Source organism: [Clostridium] symbiosum ATCC 14940, assembly GCF_000466485.1.
Classification (GTDB): Bacteria; Bacillota; Clostridia; order Lachnospirales; family Lachnospiraceae; genus Otoolea; species Otoolea symbiosa.
The window spans coordinates 1-18,443 of the sequence record NZ_KE992963.1; the positions used below are offsets into that span (position 1 = coordinate 1).

The following is an 18,443-nucleotide window of genomic DNA, read 5'->3' on the forward strand; positions in this document are numbered from 1 at the left end:
CGCGTCCTCCCAACCTCAGTTAAATCTCCATATTTCTCTCCCCCGCTCTGGAAAAACAGCCGGTGAAATGATACAATAAAACAGTATTTTACCCATTTGCGCATTTAACAGGAGGCATAATGAAAAAGCTGGCCGTCGTCGCTTATCAGAAACACACAAGAGAACAGTATGCGGAAACACTCAGGGAACTGTTCGGAGATTCCGCCCAGGTGGCATATTATTCCATATACGGCAATGAACTGGAAAATCTGGATGCAGATATCGTCCTCGCTTCCACCTATACGGTCTGCGAGCTGCTGAAACAATACGTACCCGACTATGACAACATCGTTATAGCCAATATTACGCTGCGAAAGGATTCCGTCGCCCGGCTGCGGGCCGTCCCTCCCGGAACGCAGGCGCTGCTTGTAAACGTGTCGCTCCAGGACGCCATTGATACAATTTCTCTGATACACAGGTGCGGGATTAAACATATTGATTTTGCCCCTGCTTATCCTCCTATATCACAGGCTCTTTCCTGTGATATGGCCGTTACTCCCGGCGAGATGAATCTCGTCCCGCCCTATGTAAAAAATGTCATCGATCTGGGTGACCGCGTACTGTCCATGAAAACAATCATTGAAATAGCCGTCCGCCTGAATTCAATCGAGCTGCTGCACAAACCTATTTTCCGGGAATATTTTGACAGCATTATCTCTACCGATACCAGCGTACACGGGATGCTCTACCAGATTAATTTTCTTGAACAGCAGCTCCAGTTTGTCATGCAGGTGTTCGGATCCGGAATTATGAGCCTGAATGAACACGGCAATATAATTTTTGTCAATGAACCGGCGGCCGGGCTTGTCGGCTGGCCGCCGCAGCATTTATTCAAAAAGCATCTTTCCATGGTTCTGCCCGGAATCTGGGAAGACGCGTCCATGACCGCCGTAAAAGACAAAGTCATAACTGTGAATTCCAACGTGATTATCGTCTCCGTTCACACGATCGAATATACTTCCGTACAGCACGGCTATATCGTCCTTCTAAAAAAATTCACTGATTTGGAACAGGAGCAGTATAAGATACGCAGGCAGGTTATGTCCAAAGGCCATGCCGCTAAATACACCTTTGACGATATCGTCGGCAACAGCCTGGTAATCCGGCAGACTAAACAATTAGCCGGGAAGATGGCGTGCTCTAATTCCGCGGTGCTGATTTACGGACAGACCGGAACGGGTAAGGAATTATTTGCCCAGTCCATTCACAATGCATCTCCCCGCAGGAATTATCCGTTTATTGCCATCAACTGTTCGGCGATACCGGAAAACCTCCTGGAAAGCGAGCTGTTCGGTTATGCGGAAGGCGCTTTTACCGGAGCCAGAAAAGGAGGAAAATCCGGATTCTTTGAACAGGCCCACGGCGGAACGCTCTTCCTGGATGAAATCAGCGAGATGAATATCCATCTGCAGACGCGTCTGCTGCGTGTCCTGCAGGAAAAGGAAGTCACGCGCATCGGCGGCGACTCGGTTATCAATGTGGATGTCCGGATTATTGCCGCCTCCAATAAGAAATTGAAAACCCTTGTGAATCAGTCGGCCTTCCGCAAGGATCTCTACTACCGGCTGAATGTGCTGAGCCTTCAGATTCCTCCGCTCGAGGAGCGCAGGGAAGATATTCCGCTTCTGCTTGAAAAAATGAAAGAAGAACTGCACGCCGGCTATACCCTCGCTCCGGACGCTATGGAACTGATACAAAATATTCATTTTGAGGGAAATATACGTGAGCTGCGCAATCTGGCGGAACGCCTCAACTACTCAGATCAGCAGTATATAGACGCGGGGGAGCTGAAACGTTATCTGGATCAGGATGTTTACGGGGACGAGGGCGCGAACCGACAGGAGACGGAACTTCTGGAGCAGTTTTTGTCGGAAAATTCAGGACGGCTGGACCGGATCCTCCCTGTCCTGTCTGTTATTAAGCAGACGGAACACAGCCGCCTGAGACTGGGCCGGAAGACCGTTTTGAAAGAACTCGAGGACCGCGGCCTCTTCTTTTCCGAACAGGAGATCCGTACCCTGTTCCAGACGCTTGCCTTTTACCGCCTGATCCGGATTACGCGCGGCAGAGGAGGAACCTGTATCACCGGCCTGGGCATAAAAGCTTATAACCTCATGATGGAAAAAGGAGCGGCTCAGACAGAGTCGCCCCAATAACGATAGAAAAAGTTTTCTGCATTCCGGTAGCAGATGAGTTCCGCCTGACGTTCGGAAAACCCGTTATCCGCCATGGCTTCGGTTAATTTACCAATATCCTGTACTCCGTTAATCTCCAGCTCGATATCCATACCGTCAAAGTCGGCGCCGATACCAAGTACCTCTTCGCCGCCGACATTGATGATATGGCGGCAGTGCCGGATTATATCGGAGATACGGCTGACCGGATCGTCCGAGAGAAAATCAGAGTAGAAATTCACTCCGATTATTCCGCCGCAGTCGGCAATCTGCCGGATCATCGCGTCACTGAGATTACGGCTGACGGCGCGCAGGCTGCGTGCGTCTGAATGAGTGGCTATTACGGGCCTGCGCCCATACCGTATAATATCCTGGAACCCTTCGTCCGACAAATGGGAAACATCTGCGACCATTCCCAGCTCATCCATCCGCTCTAACACCTCAAAGCCAAACGGTTTTAAGCCTCTATGGCCGGAATGCGGGGCATTGTGAGGATATCCCAGACAATTCTCGTGATTCCAGGTCATATTAATCACGCGGATTCCTTTCTCATATAATTCATCCAGACGTTCCATACGGTTTTCAAGAACACCGCCCTCCTCCAGGGTCAGGAAACCGGACAATATCCCCTGCTTTTGGTTTTCGGCATAATCCTGAAAGCTTCCTGCAAAGCGGACTTTATCCTCATATCCGCAGGTCTGCTGGTAAAATAAATCTATCATGCCGAGTACGTCCTGATAATGGCTTCCCAGACGCGGTTTTTTGGCAAGGTTCAGAAAGCAGGCAAACATTTGGGCCGTATAACCGCTACGCCGCAGATGCTTCAGCGACACATGGCAGCTATTCTCCCATAAATCGCCCAGCTCACGGTTCTCCTGGTAAAACAGGCGGTACAGAGTATCCGCATGAAAATCAATAAATTTCATTTCTCCAAGCTCTCCTCATCTCTAAAAAATAAAGTTACAGCGTTGCGTTAACGATACATGTACGCTCCGCGCACAGGTCACCCTTTGCGCAATCCTGTAAATAGCTCCCTGGCCGGGAAAAGTCCGAACAGGCCGCCCGTATGCAGGAAAAGCACATTTTTACTTCCGGCAAAGCTTCCTTTTTTGACTTCCTGTGTGAATCCGTACATACATTTTCCCGTATAAACGGGATCTAATAATACGCCCTCCATACGGGCAAAATCCCTGATAAAGTTAAGCTCTTCCTGACGGCTCAGAGCATATCCCCTGCCTACATAGCCGTCAATGATTTCCACTTCTTCCGGCCGGATTGCGACAGGCTCCTCCAGATAAGCGCCCGCTTCCTCCACTATCTCTGAAACACGCTGCCGGAAAAACGGAGCGTCGTCACACACATTTATCCCCACAACGCGTTTATTAAGCCCATACAGCCGGTTGGCCAGGCAGACACCGGCGAAGGTGCCGCCGGAACCGACTGCATCCACGATGGTATCAAAGGTAACGCCAAGTTCCCGTTCCTGCTCCATGATTTCCTGCATACAGGCCAGATATCCGAAGGTACCGATGCCATTGGACGCCCCTTCCGGGATAATATAAGCTTTACGGCTGGCTGCGGCATATTCGGCGGCCAGCTCTTCCATAATCTCACCACGCCTCGAACGGTAGCTTTCCGCGTCAATAATGCGCACATCCGCCCCCAGAAGACAGTCGATAAAGTAATTTCCGTCCACGGGCGGTTCCTTATCAGCGCTTCTAAGCACCAGACAGGTATTTAGTCCCAGCTTTACCGCCGCGGCTGCCGTAGCGCGGCAGTGGTTGGACTGGAGGCCGCCACAGGTGATGAGCGTATCGGCTCCCTGATCCAGGGCCTCCCTGACGGCATATTCCAGCTTGCGGATTTTGTTGCCGGAGTATTCCATACCGGTCAGATCATCTCTTTTTATGTAAATGGAAATTCCTGTTTGTTCCGAAAAACGTTCCAGTTTTTCAATTTTTGTCGGCAGATTGGCTAACGGAATCTTATTTGGAAAAGGTTTCATGATTTTATTCCTCCTGATTTATACTACAAAATGGAAAAAGCGGAGAACCTCATAGTAATCAGCCGATTGAAAGCCGATCGTATGAGGATCCAGCCTGCACGCTCCCGGATAGTACGAAGAGCCTTCCGCATCATAATGCTTGTGGTACGACACCGTCACGTGAAACTCGGGGGGCAGTACATAGGTATAGCGATCCGGATTCCCTTCCAGCGCCTTCCTGGCGGAGTCTTCCAGCATTTTCTCCGCCTTTTCCGGATGCAGACCGGCAACGGCCGCCCCGATTCCTCTTTTCACAGGGCAGGCCGCAATCAGCGGATTCAGCATCTTTGCCTTTTCACAGATTGCCTCATCCCCGGAAACAAAGGCCGTGGGTATTCCGAGGTAAGTACATGCATAAGAAAAGAGCATCAGTTCCGACGCAGAGGCGCCGTTAATGGTAATCTCCCGGATCCGCCTGCTGCTGATCGTGTGCGCCATGGGATTTCCTCCCTGGCCGGCGCCGTCGTGATATCCTACAAACAGCACGGCGTCATAGCTTTCATCGATGCCGCCCACCATGGAATAGGGGTTTCTCACTTCCCCCCGGATAAGGGTGACCGGCTCCGGCAGGTATTCATGCATGATATTAAGGCCGTATCCATGCGAATCCTTTACCGCCACAAACTCTGCCCCGGCTGACAGAGCGCCGCGGCAGACTGCGCCCACTTCCCGGCTCATTTGAATCATCCCTCTGGTATAAAGCTGCGGATTTTCGTTCCCGGCCTCCGCAAAAGAGGCCAGATCCGCGGTTCCTTCTATATCTGCGCTGATGAATACTTTCATTTTCCTTCTCCCTCCCACGGAATCTGACAAATCCCCAGTATTTCATGCTTAGTTTCGTATTCCGAGCTTCTGAGGGCGCGATCCTCATATTCACATTCTCCGTACTGATTGTCGGTCGGATCCTGGCGCATGAATTTTTTAGGCGGCATAAATTCGTGCTGGAATGCGGAGTTGGCTGGCATTCGGAACGGATCCAGATTACCAAAATAAAATTGCCGTCTCTCCTCATTGCCTGCGCGTCTGGAACTGCCGCCAAAGGACGGATCCGCAAAGAGCCAGCCATACGGCGCAATATAGAACTGTGCCCAGTCGTGTCCGCCGATATCGTACGGCGCGGCAAACAGCCCCGACTGCCAGCGGGCAGGCACCCCGCCGTAACGGCAGAGCGTAATGAAAAGAAGAGCCTGGATCCCACAGTCCCCTTTCTGGTTTATGCCTGCATATTCAGGTATATTCTCAATAATGCTGTATTTGCGCACATAGGAATACCGTATGTTGGAAGTAATATATTCATAAATTTTTTTTGCTTTCAGAAGCGGATTCGTTTCATCCCCCACCACTTCCCGGTACAGACTGCGTATGTACGGAGTAAACATGATGTGAGGGGCCTGCTCTTCCAGAAAGAAACCGGGCTGCACCGCCTCCACTTTTTCCGGATCCGGCGAAATGTAAGCCAGATGGTTTTCATATTGATACTCTACTGAAAACTCGCTGTCTTTTTCCAAGGTCCCCTGAAAGCAGACCGTACGGCTCTCGAAATCCTCGGGTGAGGCAAAAGCGCCGGAGGGAACGGAGATAAGCTGAATATTCCTGACCTGTGTTCCCGCACAGGGAATCGGCAGATGGACGGTAATCCGGCTGCCCACGCGCCGGGCCTCTTCTTTCACCTTCAGGGTTGTGCGGATCCTGATGAGATAGGCATTCCCGCCCTTCTCCTTCATGGTGCGCATATTTTCATTGAGAACCGTCTGCTTTAACTGCGCGTCACCGGACTGCTGGGGCGCCGACAGACGGGCGGTAACAGGATGCTGTACTTTCAGCAGATTATCATAAAACGTGCGGATAAAATGCATTTTTCCATCCCTGTATATCCAGTCGAACAGCCCTTCGTCAATGTATTTATCAAATTCTTCCCTTGTAAAACCGCTGATGTTTTCGCTGAGGATGGCAAGAGCCTCATCGAAGGAGTACGGGTAATCAGCTTCCCAGACCGGAATCAGCTCCCGCTCCAGTTCCAGTCTTTTTCTCAGCGCCTGGGGCAGGTTCCCTCTCAGGCGAAGTTCAATTAGTTTCAGCGCTTCGGAAAAATATCCCGCATCTTTCCTCCTTCTGATATCTTCAGGCAGCGGTACTGCCAAATATGGCACATGATCCAACATAATTAATTACCTCCCTTTACTAGAGCGTTTCGAACTGGCTGAAAAGCGCGCCGAATCCGCCTGAATGGAGATAACAGGCGCTTCCGTCAATGCTTCCCTTTTGTATCAAATCCAACATGCCGTAAAGCGTTTTGCTCGTATAAACCTTTTCTACAAAGATGCCCTCTGCTCTGGCCAAATCGTGTATCCAGTCCACGGATTCCGGGGTGGGTATGCCCCATCCTTCACCGCGGTATTCTTCGTGTATCGTATACAAATCATCAAAGGATGCGCCTGCCAGACTTCCGGTAAGCTCCTGCAGGTCCCTGATAAAGCCGCATAAAATTTCCTGCAGCTCCTGTTTTTCATGTTCTACCGTTACCACATGCACGTGAAACGGAGCTTCCACCAGAGCCGTGCCGAATATCACTCCTGCCGCCAGTCCGCCGTTCCCGCCCGGGACGAACAGATGCTTAATCTCTATTCCCCTCCCGGCACACTGTTCACACAGCTCGACAACAGCCTGTACATAGCCCAGGGAGCCGAGCGCCGTTGAGGCCCCGTTTCTTATAACATACGGATGCCTGTTCTGTTCCTCCAGTTCCCGGCAGAACTGCTCCACATATTTCTCGCGTTCCCGGTCCGGCATATCCCCTATAAACCGCATATCGGCGCCGGATAAAGAATTCAGAAGCTGATTGCCTTCCGCCCGTTCCGGCTTGTCGTCGTTGTGAATAATGACGCAGTCAAGGTCTGCCTTGCTGCAGGCGGAGACAGCCAGGGAACACAGATTGGACTGGCATTTCCCTGAGGCAATTACAACATCCGCCCTTCTTTGCACCGCATCTCCCAGCAGGTATTCCAGGTTTCTGATTTTGTTGCCCCCGGCCCCCAGCCCGGTGAGATCATCTCGTTTAATATAGAGAGGAAACGGCGCTCCCGTTTTTTTCCTTATATTATTCATCTGATGAAGCGGAGTCGGAAAAGTCCCCAGCTCCAGACGGTGAAAGTTCGACAAAACTTTTTTCGCTTGCCCGGTATTCATATCAATCTCCATTCTGCCGCAGACGCAGGCGGCACTAATTCTGTTAATCTGTTCAAGCGTCTTGTACAAATCATTCCGATAACTGTTACTGTCCTTCAACTAGATGGCAGGCAACAAAATGGCCTTTGTGGGTTTCCTTAAGCACAGGCGCCAGCTCTCTGCAAACGTCCTTCGCATGAGGACAGCGGCTGGCAAATTTACAGCCTGCCGGGGAATTCAGCGGACTTGGAACATCTCCCTCCAGAAGTATCTGCCTGGACTGCCTGGACAGGTCCGGATCCGCCACGGGAATCGCCGAAAGCAGAGCCTTTGTATAGGGATGCTGGTTGTGGTTATATAATTCTTCCGTCTCGGCTATCTCCACCAGGCTTCCCAGATACATGACGCCCACACGGTCCGAAATATGCCGTACCATTGAAAGGTCATGGGCGACAAAGAGATAAGTAAGCCCCATCTGCTCCTGCAAATCCTCCAGCATATTAATGACCTGTGCCTGGATCGAGACATCCAGGGCCGAGATGGGCTCATCGCAGATAATAAATTCGGGACCTACGGCCAAAGCCCTCGCTATGCCCACACGCTGCCTCTGTCCGCCGGAAAATTCATGGGGATAGCGGCTGGCGTGATCTTTATTGAGACCGACCCGGGAAAGCAGATCCAGAATGTACTCCTCTCTCGCCTTTCCTGAACAGATATGGTGAATGTCCAGCGGTTCTCCCACAATGTCCGCCACAGTCATGCGGGGATTTAAGGATGCGTAAGGATCCTGGAAGATCATCTGTATTTTCTTTCGGTAGGCCATAAACTCCCTGGCGCTTAAATGTGTAATGTCGGCGCCGTCATACCGTACCGTTCCGTCGGTTGGTTCATAGAGACGGCTGATAGCGCGGCCCGTTGTGGTTTTTCCGCACCCGGACTCTCCTACCAGGCCGAACGTCTCACCCCTGTCTATAAAAAAGGACACGTTATCAACTGCTTTCACATAAGAAACCTTCTGCCTGATGACTCCCCTCACTTTTTTAAAATACATTTTGAGGTTTTCAACTTCAATCAGATGCTGATTGGCCACGCTTCACACCCCCCTTTTGCATTTCATACTTTTCTACGGCCGGCGCCTGTGAATGACAGAGCCAGCACCGGACCATGTGATCGCCGCCGGCAGGAATATCGGGAACCTCCCGCTCACGGCAGATGTGCATGGCAAATTCGCAGCGGGGATAAAATGGACAGCCTGTAGGAGGCTTCAGCATATCCGGAGGGGTTCCCGCTATGGAGCTCAGGCGTTCCCTGCTTCCTCCCGCCTTCGGTATCGACTGCAGCAGCCCGATGGTGTAGGGGTGGAGCGGTGAATAGAAAATATCCTCCACCGTCCCGGTTTCCATAATCTGTCCTCCGTACATTACGATAATCCGGCTGCAGGAGCTGGCAACAACTCCCAGGTCATGGGTAATCAGGATCACCGCCGTATTGGTACGCTCTTTTAGCTCCTTTAAAAGACGGAGTATCTGGGCCTGAATGGTAACATCAAGAGCTGTGGTCGGTTCGTCCGCGATAAGAAGTTCCGGCCTGCACGATAAGGCCATTGCAATCATGACGCGCTGACGCATTCCGCCGGAAAATTCATGAGGATAACAGTGTAACCGTTCCTCCGGGTCCGGAATGCCGACCAGGCGGAGCATTTCTGCAGCCCGCTCCATCGCCTCTTTCTTTGAGATCTTCTCATGCTCCAGGATTGCCTCGCTTATCTGGGCCCCGACAGTAATCAGGGCGTTTAAAGAGGTCATGGGATCCTGGAAAATCATGGCTATTTTGCTGCTTCGTATTTTTCGGATTTCCCTCTTGTTTTTTTTGAGCAGATCCTCGCCGTGAAAGAGAATCTGTCCTCCCGTCACTTTACCCGGATGCTGAAGCTGCATGATAGAAAGGGAGGTTACGCTCTTGCCGCTCCCGGATTCGCCCACAATACCTACCGCTTCCCCTTTTCGGATGGAAAAGCTTACATCCCGTATCGCTTTAACTTCTCCCACGTGGGTAAAAAAAGAGGTTCTCAGGTTTTTCACCTCTAATAATTGTTCTTCCATGAAAAATCACCTCTCTTTATTTTCTTTGTTTCGGGTCAAATGCATCGCGCAGGCCGTCGCTGAACAGATTAAATGCCAAAATTGTGACAGAAATGGCGATGGCGGGCGTCAGCATCTGATAGGGGTAGACATAAATCCCGGGAAGGGCGTCGTTGCACAGCGTTCCCCAGGAGGCCATCGGAGCCGAAACGCCGAGACCTACAAAACTCAAAAATGCTTCGGTAAAAATAGCATTCGGGATCTGCATGGCAATCGCAACCATGATAGCTCCCATCATATTGGGGATAAGATGCTTAATAAATATGCGCTGTGTGGATGCGCCGAGAATTTTAGCCGCCAGAACAAACTCATTATTCTTTAAGCTGAGTACCTGTCCACGGACGATGCGGGCCATTCTTACCCAGTAGGTCAGTCCCAGTGCAATAATAATGGATTTCATTCCCGGTCCTATCACGACCATGATGAGGATTACATACAGCATCATGGGAACTGAATCCACCACGTCTACTATACGCATCATCACATTGTCCACCATACCGCCCTTATAGCCTGCAAAGCAGCCGTAAAAGACCCCGATAAGGAAATTGACGAGGGCGGCGACGAACCCCACCGTCAACGACATCCTGGCGCCGTAGATGACGCGGATAAACAAATCGCGCCCGAGTGAATCGCTTCCCAGGATATATGTCTTATTCCTGAGCGTCCGCGTCTCAGTCAGAGGCTGTCCGTCATATGTAATGCTGCACTTGTCAACATCTTCCTCCAGGATTCTTTTGGCTTCCGCCAGCGAGACAAGCGTTCCCTCCTGTCCGCTGCCAAAATAAGAGGAAAGGTAAGGTGTCTTTGACACCGGTATACAGTCTCCCTCGGCATCCGAATATTTCTTCTCCAGTTTCCTGTATTCCTTTAGCGCCTGTGAATACATGCTGTAATCAATCGACAGTATTTTACCGTTCAAATCAAAGGTGCTTTTTCTGGCTATCGTATCCTTATAGACCGGCTCCAGCAGCTCCACCAGAGTTCCGTCTGCGGCAACCTCGACAACATCGTAATTCTGCGTGATATAGATATTCCGCTCATTGGCGTCATCCGACAGCGGATATACTTTGAGAACCGGCGGAATGTTCGACAGCGTCAGATTCTGTTCCTGATAGCTGTATTTCCAGAAAAAGGGGATAAATATGGCGCCGAGTACCAGAATAACTATAACGATCATGGACAGCATTGCTGTTTTATTCTGTTTAAGCCGTCTCCATCCGTCCTGCAAAAAGGTCAGGCTGGGTTTTTCAATTTTATCTGAATGTTTTTCTCCTGATTCCAATGGCTCCCAAAGAGAGGCCGGAATCTGTTCTGCATTATTCGTCATCTTCTCTCTCCTAGTCATACTTAATTCTCGGGTCCACAAAGACATACAGGATGTCCACAATCAGCGTGCAGACTACCAGAAATACGGCAAAAAACACGGTAATTCCCATGATAAGCGTATAATCCCTGCTCAGAATACTGGTTGTAAATAAACTGCCGATTCCGGGAATGCCAAATACTTTTTCTATTACAAAGGAGCCTGTGACCACCATTGCCACCATGGGACCGATATACGTCACGACGGGAAGCACTGCATTTCTGAGCGCATGCCTGGTAACCACCTTAAACTCTGAGATCCCCTTTGCCCTCGCTGTCCTGATGTAGTCCTGGTTTAACTCTTCGATCATGGATGTACGCATCAGGCGGGTGACAAAGGCCATGGAAAACACGGAGGTAACCAGGACAGGGCCGATGTATCCCTTCCAGTTTGCCACTCCAAAGGCCGGTACAAGCCCCAGGATTTTGCTGAATAAAAACAGATACAGCGTCGCAAACACAAAACTGGGGATGGTGGAACCGAGCGTGGATAAAACCATCAGAAAACGATCTACAAATTTGTTTTGGCGCAGCGCCGCCAGGATTCCGGCTGCGATGCCGAAGATAATAATGAGCACGGAGGAATAAATACCGATCCGGAGTGAATATGGAAAGCCTGCGGCAATAATCTCATTTGTGGAAAGCCCGACTTTGATGTATGAGATTCCAAAATCACCGTGAAGGTAATCCGCCAGGTATTTCAGGTACCGCTCATATAACGGTCGATCAAGCCCATACTTTGCCAGCATGGCCTGTTTGAGTGTAACGTCTAAAAACTTTTCCGAATCCAGAGGGCTGCCTGGAATTGCATTCATTAAGACGAATGTAATGGTCATAATAAACCATATCGTGATAAGAGCTGCCAGCACCCTCTTTACTATGTATCTGGCCAAACCGATCCCTCCCTTAAAAGCAACCGGGAGCGCCCGCCCTGCGGGCACTCCTGATTTACTTTTGTAACAGTTCTGACATCATGAACTGTTACCTACTGTTACCATTAATCTACAAATTCCGCATTTCTGAATAACCAGTTGCCGGTCTTGGAAAATTCCACATTGGCAACGACATCTTCGTTAATCAGCGCTTTAAGCACATAGTAATAGATTGGACACGCCGGGGCCTCTTCCATCAGAACCGCCTCTGCTTCCATCCACAGCTCATCGCGTTCGCTGCCCTGTGCGGCCATTGCAGCCTGGTAAGCGTCTTCAAAAGCTTTTTGCCCCGGATTCAAAATATGATCATGGGGTGCGCTCGGATGCTCCGCATATCTCCACTGCGCATAACAGCCGGAATCAAGCTTAAACTGTTTCATCATCTGGCTGGCGTCATAGTATCCGGCGCTCCAGCCAGACAGGCTGATATCATATTTACCGTCAGCCTTTGTCTGTAAGGCTACGCTCTTATCCTCATTGCGCAGCTTGACGTCAATATTAAGATTGTCCTTCCACATCTGCTGAATCGCTTCACAAATCTTCTTATCACTTTCTCCTGTGTAGTATAAAAGCTCCAGCTCCGGGAATCCTTCTCCGTCCGGGAAACCGGCTTCGGCGAGAAGCTGTTTTGCCGTATCTACGTCGGCTGAATCAGGAGAAATTCCATATGCCGGCTCAGGCAGGCCGCCTGCCTGTACGGTGCGGTAAGAACTGCCGTCCGTCTTCTGTGTTGTAATCGGAAGAAAACCGCTGGCGGGAATCTCACCGGAGCGTGTAATCTGATCCGTGATTAATTTACGGTTGATGGCAAGTGTCAGCGCACGGCGGACCCTTACGTCACTGACCGGATCCCTGTCCACGTTAAAGTCCAGGTATTTTGTTCCGGTAAGCGGGGATACGTACAGATTGGGATCCTCAGCCAGCAGTGTCGGTATTTCTTCGGCCGGAATTACCTCCGTACAGTGAATGTCGCCCGCCTTATAGCCCTGCAGGGACGTATTCTCATCATTTACCATAATTCCTTTAATAGCAGGCATCTTAATGCTGTCCGCATCATAATATTCGTCGTTCTTGACCATCAGGATATGAGAGCCTATCTGATATTCGGCGAGCTTGAAAGCGCCGTTACAGATAAATGTCTCCGGGCGTTTTTCCCAGCCTTCGCCTAAATCAACGCACTTCTTGTTAACGGGACAGTAGATATCGGCGGAAATACGGTTTAAAAAGAACGGAGCCGGATTTTTCAGTACTACCTCAAACGTATAATCATCCAGGGCTCTGGCCATAACCTCATCCGCGGTTCCCGTTCCCGCCAGATACTCGGCCGCACCGACCACGTAATCCGTTACACCGGCCGCAGAAGGAGACGCAACCGACGGGTCACACAGACGTTTCCAGGTATACTCAAAATCATTGGCAGTCAGCGGAGTGCCGTCCGACCAGTTAGATTTTCTCAGATGAAACGTATAGGTCAGTCCATCGTCGGAGACATCCCAGGACTCGGCCACACCCGGCTCAATACCGTCTGCACTCTGCCTGGTCAGTCCCTCAAACATCGAAATTGTTATGTACTCGGAAAGAGTCTCCGAGCTGAGGGTGGGATCCCAGGTTTTAGGCTCATTTCCCATATTCCACACCAATGCTTCCGGATGATCTGCCGACGGTTCGGCGGCAGGCTCCCCGGCTGACTCTGCGGAAACCGGAGCAGATGATGCGGGGGCCTCTGTCGTCTTCTGGCTGCACCCTGCCAACAAGCCTCCGAGTGCTGCAATTGCTAAAATACCGGTGAATAAACTGCGTTTTTTCATAAAATCCTCCTTTATTAATTTATGCTGACGGAAACCGCTCTTAGTTTCCTGGCCATCACTTATGTTTTATAAACAAGCAATTTATGTGCCAATTCCTGTAAATTTAAATAGTTTTGTAAATTATTTTGTATTTTTATGTAAATATTGTTTTTATTTGTTGTTTCTGTACTTCCGTCAGCACTTTTTCAGTATAAAAATTCTCCTATATATTTAAAAAACGGCTGATTCGCCAATTAAATGGTTATTAAATATAAAATAATAACCATTTAATTGGCGAATCAGCCGTTTAAAGTACAGCTGTCCGAAACAGGCATATGCACAGAAACGGTAAAAAACACCGTTTCGCGCTGTGCACCGCAAACCCGATCCCTGCCTACTCTTCCAGCACCTGGATTTCCAGATAATCAAAATCAATCGATTCAATAAAATTATCACTGGTAAACCTGGCCTTGTCGTGGCGTTTAAATTCTTCGACCGTAGCGTCCAGCCAGACAGGATGGCCCAAATCAAACTGGTAACACAGTTGATCCATGGCATCGAAAATCATGGCCGTTCTGGACATGGTATAGTCACTGTTGCAGATGACCGCATCCTGCAGCATTCTGTTATCTTTAAATATTTTTCCCCACAAGCGGAACATGGCAGGTCTCCTTTGCACTTCTTTTGTTATTTTATATTATTATCAGCCTTCTTCCGGCGCTCTGTCCATCCAGTCCCTGCCCTCTACCAGCCTTGTAACCATCATGGACGCAACGGTATCTCCCGTTGCATTGATCCAGGTAGCCGGAGGGTCTACGAGGAATCCGATTGTCGCAATAATCGGAAATGCCTCCGGCGGGAATCCGAACAGGTTTACAATGAGCATCTCACCAATCAGTCCGCCGCCGGGGACGCCGGACATGACGACGCCTCCCAAAATCGCAATACAGACACAGGTAATATAGGTTCCGATTCCGGAAAAATCCTGGCCGAATATTCCGAATAAAAACGATATCTTTAAGATCGAGGACAGACATGTTCCATCCATATGCATTGTTGCTCCAATCGGAAGCACAATATCCCTGATGTCTTTCGGAACGCCGATGGTTTTTGCAGCATCCAGATTGACCGGAAGCGTGGCGATGGAGCTCTGGGTAGCCAGTGATGTCACCGACGCATTTAAAATGTTTTTAAAAAACTTCCTGGTGCCCGGCCTTCCCCCTGCAAAATAAGAGTATGCGGCAAATGCGGCAAAGAAATACACAACGCAGAGCGGATAGTAGATAATCATCGCTTTTGCATAGGAGCCCAACAGCTGAGGTCCAAACTCACCAATCAGGGCCGCAAAATAGGCTCCAAGGCCGATGGGCGCATAGTACATTATCAAAGAAATCATCTTCATCATAACTGCCGAGAGCGCTTCCAGCCCTTTTGCAACCATACTGTTATTATCCTTCCCCGTCAGGCTCACACATACTCCAAACAGGACGGAAAAACAGATCAGCGGAAGCATGTTTGCTTTGGAGAGCAGTCCGGCAAAATCATTCACCGTAAGCGCCTTTACAATCTGTTCGCCCAGATTGACGCTGTCTAAGGCTTCCGGAGCGGTCAGCGCTATATTGACACCCTCAGCCGGCGGAAATAATTTTACCATAACAATGATAACAACAGATGCAATCGCACCCGTCACGATGAAAACCCCCAGCATATAGCCAAGAATCTTTCCCAGGCGCCTCATACTGAGCATATTTCCCACAGCGCTCGATATGGTTATAAACACCAGGGGAACAACCGCACAGAACATCAGGTTAATGAATATGTCCCCGAAGGGCTTTAATATTGTTGCCTTCTCGCCAAATACGAGACCGATGATACTTCCGATTGCTATACCTGCAATCAATGTAAGAGGAAAACGGTAGTTCTCCCAAAATGTGGATTTATTTTTCTCCATCCCCCATACCTCCTGATCTGTCTGATTGCTGCAGTTCAGCCTTCGGCCAAACTGCAGCAAATGATGCTCCCTATAACGCGCGCTCCCGGCAAACGGCGGCATTCAGCTGCTCCATTGCCTTTTCCAGTATCTTTCTGGGGCAGGCCGTATTCAGGCGCATATATCCGCTCAGCTCCCGGTCAAAATCACAGCCCGCATTTAATCCGATGCCTGCTTCCTCTATCATAAAACGGTTTAATTCTTCATCTGTTTTACCAAGGCCGCGGCAATCCAGCCACATAAGATAGGTACATTCCGGAATATTGGCTTTTATCTCCGGAATATTCTTATCACAGTAATCCCGGACATATTTGACATTCCCTTCCAAATAAGTCAGAAGCTGGTCAAGCCATTCTTCACCTTCGTTATAGGCAGCCATTGACGCTACAAGACTGAAGCAGTTATTCCTGTGTATCTCCAGGCTGTGCCAGAATTTTTCGAATTTGTCCTTCTCCTCCCGGTTGTTAAAAATAACGGAGGACGCCTGAAGTCCAGCCAGGTTAAACGTCTTGCTGACTGCCGTACAGGTGATGGTGACAGCGGCAATTTCCGGCGAAATCGAAGCAATCGGCGTATGGCGGTTCCCCCACAGCATCAGGTCGGCATGAATCTCATCGGAAAGAATCGGAACCCGGTATGTAACGCAGAGATCCCCCATCCTTTTTAACTCTTCCCGGGTCCAGGACCGCCCTACCGGGTTCTGCGGGTTGCTCAGGATAAATGCCTTTGGCCCCTGCTTCAGCTTTTCCTCAAAATCCCGGAAATCAATCTCATAACGGCCGTCCTCCACGGTCAGACGGTTTGTCAGCACCACCCTGCCTGCATTTTCCACAATCTCATAGAATTCTGGATATACCGGAGGCTGAACCAGAATCAAATCTCCTTCGCTGCTGAACTGCCGCACCAGAGCCGCCAGTGAAGGCACTACTCCGCAGTTAAAGCTCAAAAGCGATTTGTCCACTTCCCAGCCGTTCCTTCTCTTCTGCCATCCGGCAAGGGCATCCCAATATTCCCCGGGCCTGGAAACATAGCCAAAAATACCCTGATGCGCCTTGTCGGCCAGAGCATCCTCGATCGGCTTTGCCACACGGAAATCCATATCGGCAATCCACAGTGGTATCACGTCTTGCGTTCCGAACTTTTTAATTCTTTCGTCATACTTGGCAGCATTATTGTGAGTTCTGTCAATTATCTCATCAAAATTATAAATCACATCAACCGCCTCCCTTCTTTTTATAGTATATCAAGTTCAGTGTCCATTCACAACGTAAACTTTAGCCGGTTCAGAAACCGGAAGGTTACTGTTCGGACCATGCCGCTTTTGGGCATGGTCCGAACAGTAACTTTGGAGGTTCCGCTTGAACCCCCGGCCCGCCTATGCTAAAATCAAAGGTATCAATTATTACGTATTATAGAATGGAAAATTTCAGAAATGGGCAGGGATCTGCTGCCCGGGAAGGCATTCATATGTATCATTATACACTGCCTGTCAGCAATAAAAACATTGTTGAAATTGTGAAGCGGGCCTTCAATATGGTGGATAAACGGCTTATCGGCCATGGTTCCCGCGTTTCCTACATCGTATTTCAAATGTTAAAAGCGGCAGACAAATATTCGTCCCGGGAAGTCAGGGATCTCCTGATCCTTGCGGCTCTCCATGACATCGGCGCATACAAGACAGATGAAATTGACAGAATGGTGGAGTTTGAAACAAACCACGTCTGGAACCATTCCATCTATGGCTACATGTTCTTCAAATATTTTACGCCGTTTGAAAAAAGCGCTCCCGTTATCCTCTTTCACCATACACCGTGGGAGAAGTTAAAAGGGATTGATAAAATAGCCGGACCTCTGAAGCTGTCCGCCCAGCTCATTAATCTGGCCGACCGCTTTGATATTTATCTTGAACAGGCAAAGGAGTACCGTTGTTACCAGACATTCAGCCGCTATATCGAAGGATGCTGTCCGGATCGGTACTGCCCGGAGGCAGTTGCGCTCTTTAACAAAGCCGATTTTTCTTTTCTGTTCAGGGAGACATCCGGCGAATCGGCCGGGGCTTTACTGAATGATATACTGGAAACTGAATTTGATAAAGTCCTGGAGGACGTCCCTTTTACGGAGGACGAGAGGAATTCCCTCCTGAGGATGATGACTTACGCCATTGATTTCCGAAGTCCGCATACGGTTACCCATACAATCACCACCACTGTAATCAGTTCCGAACTGGCAAGAATATTTACCGGCTCCGGGCCGGAGGTAAATGACATCATATGCGGCGCCATGCTCCATGATCTGGGTAAGATCGGCATTCCCTCCGAAATCCTGGAGTTTCCGGGAAAACTGAGTCCCCAGGCCATGAATGTAATGAGAACCCATGTCGATCTGACTGAAATCATATTGGGAGACAGCGTGACCCGGAAGGTAAAAGATATCGCATTACGTCATCATGAGAAGCTGGACGGTTCCGGTTATCCCCGCGGCCTGAAGGGATGCGATCTGACGGTTCCGCAGCGGATTGTCGCCATCGCCGATATTGTCAGCGCCCTGACGGGAACCAGGAGCTATAAAGACTCTTTCCCCAAAGAAAAAACATGCTCGATTCTGAATGATATGGCGGAAAGAGGATTGATCGACTCTGTGATTGTGGAAAGAATAGTTGAAAATTATGACGTCATTATGGGAGCGGTGCGTGAAAAGGCAACGCCTATCCTGGAGATTTACCAGGAGATGCAGACCGGTTATCTGGAACTGCTCAAACAGCTTACCGCATATATGTAGGCGGAGTGGTTGAGGCAGCCATCATCAAAAA

At 49.6% G+C, this 18,443-nt stretch carries 15 protein-coding genes; 2 read left to right on the plus strand and 13 right to left on the minus strand.

Translation table 11 applies throughout. The annotated features are described in order from the left end of the window. The first annotated feature begins 119 nt into the window (after positions 1–119). Positions 120–2,195: a sigma-54 interaction domain-containing protein gene (locus CLOSYM_RS15120; protein WP_021642768.1), complete on the plus strand. Its 2,076-nt coding sequence runs from the start codon at positions 120–122 to the stop codon at positions 2,193–2,195. Here the strand turns inward: CLOSYM_RS15120 and CLOSYM_RS15125 are convergent. The 13 genes from CLOSYM_RS15125 to CLOSYM_RS15185 all read right to left on the minus strand — a co-directional run bounded on the left by CLOSYM_RS15125 (position 2,174) and on the right by CLOSYM_RS15185 (position 16,847). Beyond that, positions 2,174–3,139 carry a dipeptidase gene (locus CLOSYM_RS15125; protein WP_021642769.1) on the minus strand — a complete coding sequence of 322 codons (966 nt, stop codon included), beginning with the start codon at positions 3,137–3,139 and terminating at the stop codon, positions 2,174–2,176. The two genes, CLOSYM_RS15120 and CLOSYM_RS15125, sit on opposite strands and share 22 nt — an antisense overlap. 77 nt (positions 3,140–3,216) lie before the next feature. Next, the gene (locus tag CLOSYM_RS15130) at positions 3,217–4,218 is read right to left on the minus strand and encodes a D-cysteine desulfhydrase family protein (RefSeq protein ID WP_021642770.1); all 1,002 of its coding nucleotides are present in this window, start codon (positions 4,216–4,218) and stop codon (positions 3,217–3,219) included. An 18-nt stretch (positions 4,219–4,236) separates the two neighbouring features. Further along, entirely contained in the window at positions 4,237–5,040 is an 804-nt protein-coding gene (locus tag CLOSYM_RS15135; protein WP_021642771.1) for a M55 family metallopeptidase, read from the minus strand. After that, positions 5,037–6,419 carry a transglutaminase-like domain-containing protein gene (locus CLOSYM_RS15140; protein ID WP_021642772.1) on the minus strand — a complete coding sequence of 461 codons (1,383 nt, stop codon included), beginning with the start codon at positions 6,417–6,419 and terminating at the stop codon, positions 5,037–5,039. The genes CLOSYM_RS15135 and CLOSYM_RS15140 overlap by 4 nt, the downstream gene beginning before the upstream one ends. Before the next feature lie 19 nt (positions 6,420–6,438). Continuing rightward, positions 6,439–7,443 carry a 1-aminocyclopropane-1-carboxylate deaminase/D-cysteine desulfhydrase gene (locus CLOSYM_RS15145; protein WP_242828686.1) on the minus strand — a complete coding sequence of 335 codons (1,005 nt, stop codon included), beginning with the start codon at positions 7,441–7,443 and terminating at the stop codon, positions 6,439–6,441. 85 nt (positions 7,444–7,528) lie between these two features. Beyond that, entirely contained in the window at positions 7,529–8,512 is a 984-nt protein-coding gene (locus tag CLOSYM_RS15150; protein WP_003503271.1) for an ABC transporter ATP-binding protein, read from the minus strand. After that, entirely contained in the window at positions 8,490–9,524 is a 1,035-nt protein-coding gene (locus tag CLOSYM_RS15155) for an ABC transporter ATP-binding protein (RefSeq protein WP_003503268.1), read from the minus strand. The genes CLOSYM_RS15150 and CLOSYM_RS15155 overlap by 23 nt, the downstream gene beginning before the upstream one ends. 16 nt (positions 9,525–9,540) lie before the next feature. Then, on the minus strand, positions 9,541–10,890 hold the full coding sequence (locus CLOSYM_RS15160) for an ABC transporter permease (protein ID WP_003510091.1): 1,350 nt from the start codon (positions 10,888–10,890) through the stop codon (positions 9,541–9,543). A gap of 10 nt (positions 10,891–10,900) precedes the next feature. Further along, complete coding sequence (locus CLOSYM_RS15165) at positions 10,901–11,818, minus strand: ABC transporter permease (protein ID WP_003503264.1); 918 nt, start codon at positions 11,816–11,818, stop codon at positions 10,901–10,903. A 104-nt stretch (positions 11,819–11,922) separates the two neighbouring features. After that, on the minus strand, positions 11,923–13,665 hold the full coding sequence (locus CLOSYM_RS15170; protein ID WP_021642776.1) for a peptide ABC transporter substrate-binding protein: 1,743 nt from the start codon (positions 13,663–13,665) through the stop codon (positions 11,923–11,925). Positions 13,666–14,038: 373 nt separating this feature from the next. Beyond that, entirely contained in the window at positions 14,039–14,305 is a 267-nt protein-coding gene (locus tag CLOSYM_RS15175) for a hypothetical protein (RefSeq protein WP_003503260.1), read from the minus strand. Between the two features lie 42 nt (positions 14,306–14,347). Beyond that, positions 14,348–15,595, minus strand: a complete 1,248-nt coding sequence (locus tag CLOSYM_RS15180; protein WP_003503258.1) for a dicarboxylate/amino acid:cation symporter — start codon at positions 15,593–15,595, stop codon at positions 14,348–14,350. A gap of 70 nt (positions 15,596–15,665) precedes the next feature. Next, complete coding sequence (locus CLOSYM_RS15185) at positions 15,666–16,847, minus strand: MalY/PatB family protein (RefSeq protein ID WP_003503255.1); 1,182 nt, start codon at positions 16,845–16,847, stop codon at positions 15,666–15,668. Between the two features lie 254 nt (positions 16,848–17,101). On the opposite strand from CLOSYM_RS15185, the gene CLOSYM_RS15190 reads away from it, so the two are divergent. Continuing rightward, on the plus strand, positions 17,102–18,412 hold the full coding sequence (locus CLOSYM_RS15190; protein WP_181900355.1) for an HD-GYP domain-containing protein: 1,311 nt from the start codon (positions 17,102–17,104) through the stop codon (positions 18,410–18,412). The last annotated feature ends 31 nt before the right edge of the window (positions 18,413–18,443 follow it).

What these genes read in the sequence shown, in the direction of transcription:
- CLOSYM_RS15120 (WP_021642768.1), top strand. Translation starts at nt 120, where the DNA reads ATGAAAAAGCTGGCCGTCGTCGCTTATCAGAAACACACAAGAGAACAG.
- CLOSYM_RS15125 (WP_021642769.1), bottom strand. Translation starts at nt 3,139, where the DNA reads ATGAAATTTATTGATTTTCATGCGGATACTCTGTACCGCCTGTTTTAC.
- CLOSYM_RS15130 (WP_021642770.1), bottom strand. Translation starts at nt 4,218, where the DNA reads ATGAAACCTTTTCCAAATAAGATTCCGTTAGCCAATCTGCCGACAAAA.
- CLOSYM_RS15135 (WP_021642771.1), bottom strand. Translation starts at nt 5,040, where the DNA reads ATGAAAGTATTCATCAGCGCAGATATAGAAGGAACCGCGGATCTGGCC.
- CLOSYM_RS15140 (WP_021642772.1), bottom strand. Translation starts at nt 6,419, where the DNA reads ATGTTGGATCATGTGCCATATTTGGCAGTACCGCTGCCTGAAGATATC.
- CLOSYM_RS15145 (WP_242828686.1), bottom strand. Translation starts at nt 7,443, where the DNA reads ATGAATACCGGGCAAGCGAAAAAAGTTTTGTCGAACTTTCACCGTCTG.
- CLOSYM_RS15155 (WP_003503268.1), bottom strand. Translation starts at nt 9,524, where the DNA reads ATGGAAGAACAATTATTAGAGGTGAAAAACCTGAGAACCTCTTTTTTT.
- CLOSYM_RS15160 (WP_003510091.1), bottom strand. Translation starts at nt 10,890, where the DNA reads ATGACGAATAATGCAGAACAGATTCCGGCCTCTCTTTGGGAGCCATTG.
- CLOSYM_RS15170 (WP_021642776.1), bottom strand. Translation starts at nt 13,665, where the DNA reads ATGAAAAAACGCAGTTTATTCACCGGTATTTTAGCAATTGCAGCACTC.
- CLOSYM_RS15175 (WP_003503260.1), bottom strand. Translation starts at nt 14,305, where the DNA reads ATGTTCCGCTTGTGGGGAAAAATATTTAAAGATAACAGAATGCTGCAG.
- CLOSYM_RS15180 (WP_003503258.1), bottom strand. Translation starts at nt 15,595, where the DNA reads ATGGAGAAAAATAAATCCACATTTTGGGAGAACTACCGTTTTCCTCTT.
- CLOSYM_RS15190 (WP_181900355.1), top strand. Translation starts at nt 17,102, where the DNA reads ATGTATCATTATACACTGCCTGTCAGCAATAAAAACATTGTTGAAATT.